General features: G+C 67.4%; 12 protein-coding genes. 4 read left to right on the forward strand and 8 right to left on the reverse strand.

The genetic code is table 11. The features are described from left to right. Positions 1-49: 49 nt before the first annotated feature. The 5 genes from EPO41_RS02315 to EPO41_RS02335 are packed head-to-tail and all read right to left on the reverse strand — an operon-like array spanning position 50 to position 5,503. Positions 50-919: an ABC transporter permease gene (locus tag EPO41_RS02315; protein ID WP_296319798.1), complete on the reverse strand. Its 870-nt coding sequence runs from the start codon at positions 917-919 to the stop codon at positions 50-52. A 10-nt stretch (positions 920-929) separates the two neighbouring features. Then, positions 930-1,859: an ABC transporter permease gene (locus EPO41_RS02320; RefSeq protein WP_296319800.1), complete on the reverse strand. Its 930-nt coding sequence runs from the start codon at positions 1,857-1,859 to the stop codon at positions 930-932. Then, entirely contained in the window at positions 1,859-2,857 is a 999-nt protein-coding gene (locus EPO41_RS02325) for an oligopeptide/dipeptide ABC transporter ATP-binding protein (protein WP_296319802.1), read from the reverse strand. Before EPO41_RS02325 ends, EPO41_RS02320 begins: the two co-directional genes overlap by 1 nt. Then, complete coding sequence (locus EPO41_RS02330; RefSeq protein WP_296319804.1) at positions 2,854-3,858, reverse strand: ABC transporter ATP-binding protein; 1,005 nt, start codon at positions 3,856-3,858, stop codon at positions 2,854-2,856. The genes EPO41_RS02325 and EPO41_RS02330 overlap by 4 nt, the downstream gene beginning before the upstream one ends. 10 nt (positions 3,859-3,868) lie before the next feature. Beyond that, positions 3,869-5,503 (reverse strand): ABC transporter substrate-binding protein, encoded by a 1,635-nt coding sequence (locus EPO41_RS02335; protein WP_296319805.1) that lies wholly within the window; start codon positions 5,501-5,503, stop codon positions 3,869-3,871. 201 nt (positions 5,504-5,704) lie between these two features. On the opposite strand from EPO41_RS02335, the gene aqpZ reads away from it, so the two are divergent. From aqpZ to EPO41_RS02350, 3 genes are all read left to right on the forward strand, one after another. Continuing rightward, complete coding sequence (aqpZ, locus tag EPO41_RS02340) at positions 5,705-6,391, forward strand: aquaporin Z (protein ID WP_296320057.1); 687 nt, start codon at positions 5,705-5,707, stop codon at positions 6,389-6,391. A gap of 62 nt (positions 6,392-6,453) precedes the next feature. Then, positions 6,454-6,819: a hypothetical protein gene (locus EPO41_RS02345; RefSeq protein ID WP_296319808.1), complete on the forward strand. Its 366-nt coding sequence runs from the start codon at positions 6,454-6,456 to the stop codon at positions 6,817-6,819. Between the two features lie 37 nt (positions 6,820-6,856). Further along, entirely contained in the window at positions 6,857-8,947 is a 2,091-nt protein-coding gene (locus EPO41_RS02350) for an adenylate/guanylate cyclase domain-containing protein (protein WP_296319810.1), read from the forward strand. A 4-nt stretch (positions 8,948-8,951) separates the two neighbouring features. On the opposite strand, the gene EPO41_RS02355 is transcribed toward EPO41_RS02350, so the two are convergent. The 3 genes from EPO41_RS02355 to EPO41_RS02365 are packed head-to-tail and all read right to left on the reverse strand — an operon-like array spanning position 8,952 to position 12,673. After that, positions 8,952-10,955: a carbohydrate porin gene (locus EPO41_RS02355; protein ID WP_296319812.1), complete on the reverse strand. Its 2,004-nt coding sequence runs from the start codon at positions 10,953-10,955 to the stop codon at positions 8,952-8,954. 45 nt (positions 10,956-11,000) lie between these two features. Further along, a complete protein-coding gene (locus EPO41_RS02360) occupies positions 11,001-11,699 on the reverse strand; it encodes a hypothetical protein (RefSeq protein WP_296319816.1) in 699 nt (232 codons plus the stop codon). 44 nt (positions 11,700-11,743) lie between these two features. Beyond that, positions 11,744-12,673 (reverse strand): histone deacetylase family protein, encoded by a 930-nt coding sequence (locus tag EPO41_RS02365; RefSeq protein WP_296319818.1) that lies wholly within the window; start codon positions 12,671-12,673, stop codon positions 11,744-11,746. A 72-nt stretch (positions 12,674-12,745) separates the two neighbouring features. Here EPO41_RS02365 and EPO41_RS02370 point away from each other — a divergent pair, with 72 nt between their 5' ends. After that, positions 12,746-13,111 (forward strand): hypothetical protein, encoded by a 366-nt coding sequence (locus tag EPO41_RS02370; RefSeq protein WP_296319820.1) that lies wholly within the window; start codon positions 12,746-12,748, stop codon positions 13,109-13,111. Positions 13,112-13,113: the final 2 nt, after the last annotated feature.

The following is a 13,113-nucleotide window of genomic DNA, read 5'->3' on the forward strand; positions in this document are numbered from 1 at the left end:
AATGTTGTCATCCCGAGCGTAAGCGAGGGACCTTTGTCGCCTTCGTGCGTCAGCGCAACGTCGGATCCAACCGGTCACGCAGCCAGTCGCCCAGGAGGCTGATCGACAGGGTCGTGAGGACGATCGTGGCGGCCGGGGCCAGCATGATCCACGGCGCGTGGCTGATGTATTCGCGGCCATAGCCCACCATGTTGCCCAGAGAGGCGAGTGGCGGCTGGACGCCGAGGCCGAGGAACGACAGGCCGCTCTCCAGCAGGATGATCTCGGGGAAGGTGAGCGTCATAGACACGATCAGGGTCGAGGCGATGTTGGGCAGGATGTGCAGGCCGTAGATGCGGGCCGGGCTCGCGCCGAGCTGGCGGATCGCGGCGGCATAGCCCTGCTCGTTGGCGGCGAGCGTAAGGCCGCGGGAGATGCGGGCGTAGCGTTCCCAGGAATGGAAGCCCATCAGCGCGATGAACAGCGGCAGGCTGTTCCCCAGGAAGGCCAGCACCGCCAGAGCGATGATCATGAAGGGCATGCTGGCCTGGAAGTCGATGGCCATCAGCACGACCTGTTCGACGGCCCTGCGGAAGTGCGCGGCCAGGAAGCCCAGCGCCGTGCCGAGCGTTGCCGCGATGATCGTGCCGAAGAAGGCGATCAGCAGGCTCATGCGGATCGACATGATGAGACGCGAGAGCACGTCGCGGCCGAGTTCGTCGGTGCCCAGCGGATGGGCCCAGGTGCCGCCCATCAGGGCCGGCGGTGCGAGGCGCGCCTTGAGATCGAGCGCGGTGATGGAATAGGGCACGAGAAAATCCGCGCCCAGCGCCGTCACGATCATCAGCGCGAGCCAGGCCAGCGCCAGGATGACACCGAGCGGCAGGGCGGGGAGCCAGCGACGGATGGCAGGAGCGGGCGCGCGTTCGGCGATGGCCATGCTGCTCCTCCTAGTGCGCCGCGGCCGAGCCGCGCACGCGCGGATCGAGCCAGCCATAGGCCAGGTCGACGGTGAGGTTGGCCATCACCATCCAGGCCGCGATCACCATCAGGATGGCCTGCACGACGGCGAGGTCGCGGTTGGCCACGGCCGACACCAGCAGCCGGCCGACGCCCGGCCAGGAGAAGACGCTTTCGACGACGACGGCGCCGGCCACCAGGCTGCCCACCATGAATCCGATGATGGTCACGGTCGGGATGGCGGCATTGGGCAGCGCATGGCGGGTCACGACGGCGTGCCAGGTCACGCCCTTGGCCGAGGCGGCGCGGATATAGGGCTGGCCCAGGACTTCGAGCATGGCCGAGCGCGTGAAGCGCGCCATGATCGCGGCGCCCCCGGTGCCCAGCGTGATGATCGGCAGGATGGCGGAGGAGATCCCGCTGCTGCCGCTGGCCGGCAGCCAGCCGAGCTGCACCGCGAACACCAGCACCAGCAGCAACGCCAGCACGAAACTCGGCATGGTGAAGCCCGCGACCGACGCCGCCATGGTCAGCCGGTCGGCCATCGAGTTGCGATGCAGCGCGGCATAGATGCCGGCGGGAATGCCGAGGCCGATCTTGAGCGCCAGCGCCGGCAGGGTGATGGCGAGGGTCGCCGGCACTCTTTCCATCACGAGGTCGATGGCCGGCCGCCCGTCGCGCATCGACTTGCCGAAATCGCCCGTGAGGGCATGGCCGATATAGGACAGGTACTGTTCCCAGATCGGCTGGTTGAGACCCCAGGACTCGCGGAAGGCGGCAATCGCCTCGGGCGGCGCGTCGACCGACATGATGAGCAGCGCCGGGTCGCCCGACAGCCGCAGCACCACGAAGGCGAAGGTCATCACGAACAGGATGGTGAGGCCCGCGCGCAGCAGGCGCGAGGTGGCGAACATCAGCATCAGGCGGCGACCTGCAGGGCGGGTTCGTGGACGCGGTGGCAGGCGACCATGCGGCCGCCGGCCAGAGGCTGGAGCGTCGGCGCTTCGGCGCGACACTGTGCGGTGGCAAAGGGACAGCGCGTGTGGAAGGCGCAACCGGAAGGCACGTTCACCGGATTGGGCGGATCGCCCTGCAGCAGCATGCGCTCGCGTTTCGGTCCGCCGCCGAAATCGACGGTCGGGATCGCCGCCACCAGGGCACGCGTATAGGGATGGGCCGGCGCGGCGAACAGGCTCTCCGCCTCGCCCTGCTCGACGATGCGGCCGAGATACATGACGGCGACGTCGTGGCTCACCTGGCGCACGACCTTGAGATCGTGGCTGATGAACAGATAGGCGATGCCCAGTCGTTCCTGCAGGTCGAGCAGCAAGTTGACGACCTGCGCCTGGATGGAAACGTCGAGCGCTGAGATCGGCTCGTCGCAGACCAGCAGGTCCGGCCCCGTCATCAGGGCGCGCGCCAGCACGACCCTCTGGCGCTGGCCGCCCGACAGTTCGTGCGGATAGCGCTCGTACTGGTGCCGCTGCAGGCCGACCGATTCCATCGCTGCCAGCGCACGGTCGCGGCGCTCCGTGGCGGTCGTCTGTTCATGGATGACCAGCGGCTCCCCGATCTGCGTGCCGATCGGCAGGCGGCGGTCGAGGGCGCCCAGCGGATCCTGGTAGACCATCTGGATGTGTCGGCGCAGTCCGCGCCAGGCCGGCGTGCCGACGGGCGGCAGCGTCTGTCCGCGATAGTGCACGGTGCCGGACGTGGGCGGCACCAGTCCCAGCACCAGCTTGCCGGTCGTCGACTTGCCGCACCCCGATTCGCCCACCAGGCCCAGGGTGCGACCCGGCCGCAGCGCCAGCGACACGCCGTCGACGGCGCGCAGCACGGCCTTGGGGGCGAACAGACCCTGGCCGGCACGAACCCGGTAGTGACGGCGGAGATTTGTGGCCTCGAGCAGCGCGCTCATTCTGCGGCCTGCGGCTGGTTCCAGGCAGAGGCACCCGGCTCGAGACGTCGGTGACAGGCGGCGGCATGCCGGAAGCCGACGAGGCGGGACGGCGGCGGCACCGTCGCGCATTTGGTCTCGGCGACCGGGCAGCGTGGCGCGAAACGGCAACCGACGGGCACCCTGCCCGGTTCCGGCACGGTGCCCGGAATGGCGGCCAGCCGGCGGCGCGGCCCGGTGAGCGTGGGCAGGGCCGCCAGCAGGCCCTGCGTGTAGGGGTGGCGGGCCGCGCCGAACAGGTCGGCGCCGGGCGCTTCCTCGACGAGGCGTCCGGCATACATCACCGCCACGCGGTCGACGTTCTCGGCCACGACGCCCAGGTCATGGCTGATCAGGATCAGCGCCATGCCGGTGTCGCGCCGGATGCTGCCCAGCAGGGCGAGGATCTGCGCCTGGATGGTGGCGTCCAGTGCCGTCGTGGGTTCGTCGGCGACCAGCAGGTCGGGTTCGCCAGCCAGTGCCATGGCGATCATGACCCTCTGGTTCAGACCGCCGGAAAGGAGATGCGGATAGTCCATGAGGCGCCGGCGGGCATCGGCGATGCCGACCTGGTCGAGCAGGCGCAGGGTCTCGGCTTCGGCGGCGCGTCCGGTGAGGCCGCGATGCAGGCCGAGCGCCTCGACGAGCTGGCGGCCGATGCGGTGGACCGGATTGAGGCAGCTCGACGGGTCCTGGAAGATCATGGCGATGCGCTTGCCGCGTACCTGTTCGAGGTCGCGGCGCGCGGCGCCGACCAGTTCCTTTCCTTCGATCCGGACCGAGCCCGTCACGCGGGCTTTGGTTGGCAGGAGACCGAGCGCGGCCAGCCAGGTCACGCTCTTGCCCGAGCCCGATTCGCCCACGATGCCCAGGGCTTCGCCCGGTGCGATGTCGAGGCTCACGCCGTCGACGGCGCGCGAGGCCTGCGCGCCGCCCGCGAAATCGACGGTGAGATCGCGCACCGCGACGAGAGGAGCCGTCATCGCACCGCCCTCAGATCGAGAAGTTGTTGCTGCGGAACTCCATGGCGAAGGACGGCGAAGCCTTCCACTTGATATCCTTGCGCTTGGCCGTGAAGGTCGCGTTCTGGTGCAGCACCGTATAGGCGGGATCCTCCCGCTCGCAGATCTCGAGCATGCGCCGGAACATTGCCTTGCGTTTGCCCATGTCGGTCTCGACCTCCATCGCGACCGACAGCTTGTTCATCTCCTCGTTGGTCCATTCGCCGACCTGCTGCTGCTGGCCCTGCGGCCCGTGCTGGGCGACAAGCGAGGAGATCGGATCGTTGAAGCCGGCGCTGTTGGACCAGTCGCGCACGGCGCGCGCGCCGTTTGCGTCGAAGATCTGCTGCCAGTTCTCCTTCATCTCGATCTGCACGTTGAGGCCGGCCGCACGCCACATCTCGACCAGCACCTGCGCGGTCGATACCTGGTTGGTGTAGTAGTTGTTGAGCAGGCGGTAGGGGATCGGATCGCCCTTGTAATTGGCTTCCTTCAGCAGGGCCTTGGCCTTGGCGAGGTCGTAGGCCGGGACCGTCCAGTTCTCGACGAACATCGGGCCGTAGAATTCCCACTGCAGGCCGGCCGGCACGCGGGTGCGGCCCGACCACAGCGCGTCGACGATCGCCTGGCGGTCGATCGCATGCGTGAAAGCCTGTCGGATGCGCGGGTCGGCAAGGCGCGGATGGTTCTTGTCGAAAACCGTGATGCGGTGATTGACGATGGTGCTGCCCAGCACCTCGAACTTCGGGTTCTTCTCGATGCCGGGGATCTGGTCCGGCGGCACGTCGCAGATGAAGTCGAACTGGCCGGCCAGCAGGCCGTTGATGCGGGTCGCGACCTCGGGCACCACCATGATGCGCACGCTCTTGAGCGGCGGGCGGCCGCCCCAGTAATCGTCATGCGCGTCCAGGGTCAGCGACTGGTCGGGCAAGAACTCGCGCACCTTGTAGGGGCCGGTCGAGACCGGCGCGCGCGCCCAGTCGAGCCAGCTCTTGGACTCCTCGTAGGCGCGACGCGAGACGATGTCGCTGCCCAGGCGGCCGATGCGGCCCTCCATGGTCACGTCCGGCGTGCGGTTGACGAAGCGCACCGTGTACTTGTCGACGGCCTCGACCTTCTCCAGCGCCGGGAACAGGCGCTTGGCGACGGCGGGCACTTCCGGCGGCAGGTTCTTGCCCTGCACCGCGTCGCGGATCAGCACCGAGGTGAACAGCGTCTTGTTCGAGGTGATGTCGTAGTCCGGCCCGAACATGCGGTCGCGGCTGAAGGTGAAGACCACGTCATCGGCGGTCATCTCGTCGCCGTTGTGGAACTTCACGCCCTTGCGCAGGGTGAACTCGACGGTGCGGTCGTCGATGCGCTTCCAGCTCTCGGCGAGGCCTGGCACCTCCTCCAGCTTGGCGAGCAGGTCCTGCATGATCAGCCGTTCGAAGATGAAGGAGAAGACGCGTTGGCCGACATTGGACTGCTCGCGCAACGGCTCCAGCGCGGCGCTGTTGGCGATTTGCTGCACCGCGATGGTGATGACGGGCCGGCGGTCGGACTGGCCGAGCGCAATGCGCGGCAGGCCGAAGCTGGTGGCGGCGAGGCCGGATGCGGCGATCAAAGCGCGGCGGCGCAGAAACATGGCGTGAACCCCTTGGACGACAGGACCGGCACGCTAGGGCTTTTCCGTGAACGAGAGGTTTCCGTTCGGTGACGCTTCGCTTGTTGCACTGCGGGAGATCATCCACCGCTGTGCTATGCGCCGCAGGTTTGCGCATGGGCTGGGAGAGTAGGCGGAGAAGGCGTAGATTCAGCTCCGGCAACCGGGGAGATGATCATGCCTATTGCCAATCGCCTTTATGCGGAATTTCTGGGAACGGCCTGGCTGGTGCTCGGCGGCTGCGGCAGCGCCGTGCTCGCCGCCGGCTTTCCTCAGCTCGGCATCGGCTTCGCAGGCGTAGCGCTCGCCTTCGGCCTCACCGTCCTGACGATGGTCTATGCCGTGGGCGGCGTGTCGGGCGGTCATTTCAATCCGGCGGTCACGGTCGGACTGGCCGTTGCGGGCCGCTTTCCTATCGGAGAGGTCGTGCAATACGTCGCCGCGCAGGTACTGGGCGGCATTGCAGGCGCCGCCATCCTCTATGTCATCGCCACCGGCAAGGCCGGCGCCGAGATCGGCGGCTTCGCGACCAACGGCTATGGCGATCACTCGCCCGGCAAATACGGGCTGGTCGCGGCGCTGGTCATCGAGACCGTAATGACCTTCGGCTTCGTGACCATCATCCTGGGCGCCACCGACAAGCGCGTCAGCCCGGCGGTGGCGGGCCTCGCGATCGGCCTCGCGCTCACGCTCATTCATCTCGTGACCATTCCGGTGACCAATACGTCGGTGAACCCGGCGCGCAGCACGGCGCCGGCGCTGTTCGTGGGCGGCGCGGCCCTGTCGCAGCTCTGGCTGTTCTGGGTGGCGCCGCTGCTGGGCGGCGCGATCGCCGGCGCTGCCTACGGTTTGCTGCGCAGCAAGGACTGACGGGGCCGTCCGGGCGCTGTAGAGTGCGGGACAAGCCCAAGACCAATGAAGGACGATCCGCCATGCTCATCAAGAGACTTGCCCCACTCGTCCTCGTCGCACTTATGCCGCTGGCCGCGGCCGCCCAGCAGAACGTCGAAGTGAAGTTCCGGTTCAAGGAGAATCCCAACAGCATCTCGGGCTGCATCCAGCTCGATCCGTCCTTTACCCGCGAGCACACTTTCACGATCGTCAACGGTCAGGTCGAGCTCAAGTCGGCGGGCGGCATCGACGTGAAAATGAAGTCGATCCGCGCGAACGTCTATGAAGGCCGCTTCGACCTGGGCCGTATGAACATCATCTATACCGCCGATCTCGGCGCGACACCGCCGACGCTGGTGGCGCAGAGCCAGGACGGTGGCTGCAAGTGGAATGCGGTGAAGGTCTGATTTTGCGGCTTCCGCGTTCCTGCGAGATATGAAGCCGGTGCGGCGGTCGATTCCGTTCAGCATCACGATTCTGACGCTGATGGCCCTGGTCGTGGTGCCGCTCACGAGCGTGCTGCTGTGGCTCGGCTGGCGTTCCGTCGACCTGCTCGAACAGCGCAGTGCCGACCAGAAAGTTTCCCATCTCGAGTCGGCGGTGGAAGATTTCCTCATCGACGGCCTGCATGTGGTGGTTTCCGTCGGCCAGACCCTGGCCTTCGGCCCGAGCTTCAACGCCACGGAAAATCCGGTGACCGACGAGGAGCGACGGCACCAACTCATTGCCCTGCTGGACCGTCATCGGGCGGTTCAGTCGGCATTCGTCGGCTATGCCGACGGCAGTTTCATCTATGCCGGACGGCCGGAAACCTTCACCATCGAGCAGCGCATCGAACTGGATGCCCCGGACGGAGAATCGATCATCGTGCGGGTGATCGAGGCAGGCGAGCCTCCGCGCAAGGAAACCTACTGGTTCTATCTGCCGGATGGCAGCCACGGCCCTGCCCGCACGACCACGACCAGCTTCGATGCCCGCACCCGGCCCTGGTACGTCGATGCGATGAAGGCGAAGCAGGCGATCCTCACCGATCCCTATCGCTTCGCCCAGACGCCCGACGCCGGCATCTCCGCCGGCATCCCGCTGCGCACCGGTCTCGGTGTCTTGGGTTTCGATTTCACGCTTCGGACCCTGTCGGAGCTACTCACCGCATACAAGATCACCGAAAACTCCGTGATCGTGGTGGGCCACTCGGGCGGCAAGGTCGAGATCGAATCGGAACCCTGCGCTCCGACGCTGCCCGGGTGCCTGCCGGCCGATGCGGCCGTGCGTCAGCTCCTGCACAAGGCCGTGGAGGAGGCGGTCGCCACCGACGCGAAGATCGACCGCCAGGTCGAAGCCGGAGGCCACGCCTATCGCGTCATCGTGCACCGAATGCGGCCCCTTCTGGGCCAGCGCTTCGTGATCGGCGCTGCGGTGCCGGTGCTGGAGCTGACGGCCGAATCGCGCGTGCTTCTGCAACGAGCCGCCGCCGCCGCCGCCGTGGCCGTTGCACTCGCCGCAATCGGTGCGTTGGCGGCGTCACTGATCCTGTCGCGTTCGATCGCCCGCATCGCGCTCAAGACCGAGCGCATCCGTCAGCTCGATTTCTCCGACCGGCAGCCGGTGCGCAGCCGCATCACCGAGATCGTCCGCCTGTCCGATGCGGTCGAGAACATGCGCGCGGGCCTGGAAATATTCGGGCGCTACGTGTCCAAGAATCTCGTGCAGCAGATCATGCGGTCGCCCGAGAGCAGCGGCGTCGGCGGCACGCGCCGCGAGATCACGGTGATGTTCTCCGACATCGAGGGCTTCTCGCTGCTCACCGAGACGATGGAGCCGGAGCTGCTGACCAGCCGGCTGTCGCGGTACTTCGAGGCGCTGGGTTCGGCGATCTCGGCCAATCGCGGCACGATCGACAAGTATATCGGCGACAGCATCATGGCGTTCTGGAACGCGCCGGAGACCGATCCGGACCACATCGCCAACGCCTGCCGCGGCGCGCTGCAGGCCGCCGCCGCGGGCCGAGCCCTTTCGGAGAAGTGGCGGGAGCGTGGGCGGCCAGGCTTCCGCACCCGCTTCGGTTTGCACACCGGTCCTGCGGTGGTCGGCAATGTCGGCGCCCGCGAGCGCATCAACTACACGCTGGTCGGCCAGGTCGCCAACCAGGCCTCACGCCTCGAAGGCATGAACAAGGTCTACGGCACCGAGATCCTGGCCAGCGGCGAAATCGCGGGGCCGACCTCGACCCTGTTCGTGTGGCGGCACATCGACCGCGTGGTGGCCGTCGGCACCACGGAACCGCACGACGTCTATGAGCCGATGGGCGAAGCCGCCACCCGCGCCGAGCATGCTTCGTTCCTTGCCGCCTGGGAGACGGCCCGTGAGGCCTATGTCGCGGGCCGCTTCGAGGACGCACTGGCCGCCTTCCGGGCCGCCTCGGCGATACGCGAGGAGGACCCGCCCTGCCACGTCTTCATCGGGCGGTGCGAAAGGTTCCTGCGCGACGGTGCGCCGGCCGGATGGGACGGCACCTGGCGCATGGACCAGAAGTAGACTTTCAGAAGCGGGCCGAGAGGCGTCCGCTGAAGACGTTCACCGGGCCGCGCACGGCGTTGTAGGCCGGGTTGACGAGAAGCTGATAGTCGGCGGTGGCGACGAGACCCTTGGTGATCTGGAAGGCATAGTAGGCTTCCACGACGGCTTCGGATGCATAGGTGAGGGCGCCGTCGCCGACCAGCACGCCCAGGCCTCCAGCCGCCAGGTAGTTGCTGTGATCGGCCGAGAGGGCGTTGAGGGCGCCCGCGATGCCGATGCGGTCGTCGGGCCGGTGCCAGCCCGTTCCCTTGATCGAAGCGCCCAGCGATATGCTGGTATCGATGTCGGTGAAGGCCATGATCTCCGACGCGCCGTTGTTCCAGCTGAAGCGGCCGAACAGGCCGATGTCGTCGGTGATCTCCTGCTCGAGATTCAGGTAGAGCCCGTACTTGGTGCGGCCGCGGCGCGTCTGGGCGATCGTGTCGTTGGCGGTCAGGCCGGGGGTGAGGGCGGCAAGTGCGACGGCCTCGTCGTAGGAGCCGGAGAAGGCGCTGTTCATCCAGGTGCCGAGGCGCACCGCGCCCGACCGGCCGAACGGCCGGTAGCGCAGCTCGAGTTCGCCGACGTAACCGCCGCGGACAAACAGGGCCGTGTCGAACGTATTCGCATTGGGCTCGTTGCCCACCAGGAAGTAGCCGGCGCGCACGGCCCAGTTCTGCCGGTTGAGGTCGGCGGTGAAGCCCCAGGTGAGGCCCAGGCGATCGGCGGGATAGTCGAAAGCGCCGGACGCCCAGATCGACCAGTTGAGGAAATCGACGCGTGGGTCCTCGGCGTAGGTGTTGCCGTCGAAGATGTCCTTCACCGAATACTTGCCGATCTGCAGCGTGATGCGCGAGACGTCGCGCTCGCCCGAAAGCTGGCCGTATTCGCCCTCGACCTTCTCGCGCTCGCCGCCCAGGCCGATCTCCTGGCGCAGGAACAGCCGCGAGGTGTTGTAGCGCGGGTAGGGGAAGTTCGACTTCTGCGCCTCGCCGTTGGGATAGCCGCCGGCGCCCGTCGTGTTGGCGACGCCGAAGCCCTGCAGCAGTTCGGGGTTGTAGTAGAGTTCGCCGCCCTGCCAGAGGCGCACGCCGAGGAAGGCCGAGACCGTCCAGGTCTCGCGGCTCTGACCCTCGGGCGGCAGGCTGTTGGCGCCCGAATAGGCCGCGGCGATCGGCGGATAGCCCTGGAAGATGAAGGTCGTCTGCCCGTGGATTTCCCACGAACCCGGGCCGCGGTCGGGCTTGTCCGCCGCCTTCTTGTCGGGCGCGCCGAACTTGTAGTTCAGGCCGAGCCTGACCCGATGCAGGTCGTAGAGCGAATCGTAGCGCGACGGCGAAGCGAAGGTGAAGCCGTTCAGCGGCAGGCTGGTGTAGAGATATTCCGCGCGCGCCGACCACTGCGAATCCAGCCGGTAGTCGACGCCGGCCCCCAGCACGTAGCCGGCCCGCACGTTGCCGGGCGTGGCGTCGTCATTGCCGGTCGTGAGGTCGATGCGCTCGGAGCGAACGCTCGCCCAGGCGATGCCGCCGGTCACGAAGGGCGTCCACCGGTCCAGTGCATAACCGACACGGCCGCGCAGGCTGGCGAGATACTCGAGCTGCTGGTTGGCAGTCGCCGTGGGCGTCGCCCGGTACGACATGACCTGCCCCAGGTCCTGCGCGCCGGGAAAGGACATGTCGAGTTCGAGGCCGAGCATCAGCCGGGACGGGAAATAATGCTCGTAGCCGGCCTGCACGCCGCCGAAGACGGTGCCGTAAGCCGTGGTGCCGCCGGCCGCCGCGCCGGGGACCGGATCGGCGAAGGTGGCCGCGGCGGTGCCGAAGAGATAGCCGACATGGCCGCCGACATAGAAGCCCGAGCGCGACGCGCCGGGCTCGTCCGCTCGCACGGGCAAGCCTGCGAGCAGGACAACGGCGAGTGCGACGATACCCGTCCATACCTGACCGCCCCTCCGTATCTCGAAGGGTGATGATCTCGCCGCCATGGCCGCTCGATATCATGCGGACAGTGTTGCGGCCCTGCGACGATTTCAGAACCTGACGGTTACACCCAGCGTGAAGAATTTGGTGTTCACGACATCGTAGGTGGTCCCCACGAGCAGGTCGAAATCGAACCTCGGATGGGCGGACGGTGTGTAACGCAGGCCCATCTGGTTGCCGATCACGCCGGGCTGGCGGCCGAAGGCTTCCATCATCAGCGTGATGTCCCAGCCGACATCGACTTCGACCTGGCCGCCCCAGAAGAAGGCGGTGGGATTGTCGCTGTCGAGGTAACTCCATCCGCCGTTGACGTTGATCCTGAACTTCTCCGTCACGGGGATCGTCACGAGACCGAGCAGGCTCGCCAGACCGAGGTCCCCGGTCCTCACATTGACCGCGGCGGTCAGACCCAGTCCGAAACCGACACCCTTCGAGGCCGGCTGGAAGTTGATCTTGAGCTGCGGGCCGAGCAGCGGTCCGCCGATGGTCTGGTCCCAGTAATGCTGATAGGCCGCGCCGATCTCGAGCCACGGAATCTTGAGGCTGGTGCAGGCCGGCGCGAAGTTCCCGTAGCCGTCGCCCGGCACGAAATCCGAGACCCAGAGTTCGACATGGCAGGTTCCCGGCGTCTCGACCTCGGAATCGTCGACGATATGGGCGCCGCCGGCGGCCAGCGTCGGCCCGGCGAACACAGCGGCGGCGACCCAAAGCAGAGTGCCGATGAAAATGCAGTAGCTGTTATTTTTCACGCATCGGGAAGTTCGCCCGGGACCGTTACACGCGCAAGACGTTTTCAGGCGCGCATCAGTGACCGCACATGCGCGGCGACGGACTCGGCCAAGGCACCGAGGTCGTAGCCGCCTTCGAGGACCGACACGAGCCGGCCGTGGGCGTGACGGTCGGCGATGGCCAGCAGTTCCCCGGTTAGCCACGCGAAGTCCTCGGTCTCGACGTCGAGCTGCGCCAGCGGGTCGCGGCGATGGGCGTCGAAACCCGCGGAGACGATGACGAGTTCGGGCGCGAAAGTATCGAGCGCCGGCAGCAGCCGGTCGGCCCAGGCGGTGCGGAAGGCCGCGCTGCCACTGCCCGCGGCCAGCGGCACGTTCGCGACATTGCCATCGATGCCGCGTTCGCGCGGCGAGCCGGTGCCGGGATAGAGCGGATACTGGTGGGACGAGGCATAGAACAGGTCGGGATCGGTCTCGACCACCGCCTGCGTGCCCTGGCCATGATGGACGTCGAAATCCACGAGGGCGATGCGCTGCACGCCATACACGGTGCGAGCATGCAGGGCGCCGATCGCGGCATTGCTGAACAGGCAGAAGCCGCCGGGCACGTCGGGCGTGGCATGATGGCCGGGCGGCCGGACGGCGGCGAAGGCGGTACGGGCCTGGCCGCCCATCACGCCGTCGATGGCGGCCACGACCGCGCCGGCGGCGTGGCGGGCGGCGTTGGCGCTGCCGGCGCTCATCACGGTGTCGGCATCGACATGGACCAACTCGCCTTCCGGCGGGCGGATGCCCAGGATGGCTTCGACATATTCCTGCGGATGGACGCGCGTCAGTTGCTCGATCGTGGCGGCGGGCGCGATCAGACGGGTGAGGCTTTCGAACTCCTCGTCCGCCAGGGCCGCGGTCACCGCGCGCAGCCGGTCGGGCCGCTCCGGGTGATAGTCTCCGGTGTCGTGCTCGAGGAACGACGGATGGCTGATCAGCAGCGTCATGCTTCCCCTCTAGCGCGCTTCGGCGATCTGCGACAGAGTCGCCCGCAACCCATCGATCGCTGTGAGGTTGTTTTGTCCAAGTTGCGCTGTCTGGCCTTTGCCGCCCTGGTCCTTTTCGCGGGGCAGGCCGCCGCCCAGGAAACCACCTTCCGGCTGAAGAATTCGATGGAATATCCGATCGCCCAGCTCTCGGTCTCGCCGACCCAGCTCAACATGTGGGGGCCGAACTTCCTGCGCCCGCCGATCATCCGCCCGGGCGAGGCCCGCGAAGTGTCCTACCGCGCCCCGACCGACTGGTGCATGGGCGACCTGAAGGTCACCTTCGCCGATGGCGGCCCCCCGGCCGTCTGGGGCTACCTGAACCTCTGCACGCTGAATAACATCTCGCTCCACTACGACCGCATGAGCGGCATCACCACCGCCCGTTACGACGAGTAGCA

The organism is Reyranella sp. (assembly GCF_004297265.1).
In the GTDB taxonomy this organism is placed as follows: Bacteria; Pseudomonadota; Alphaproteobacteria; order Reyranellales; family Reyranellaceae; genus Reyranella.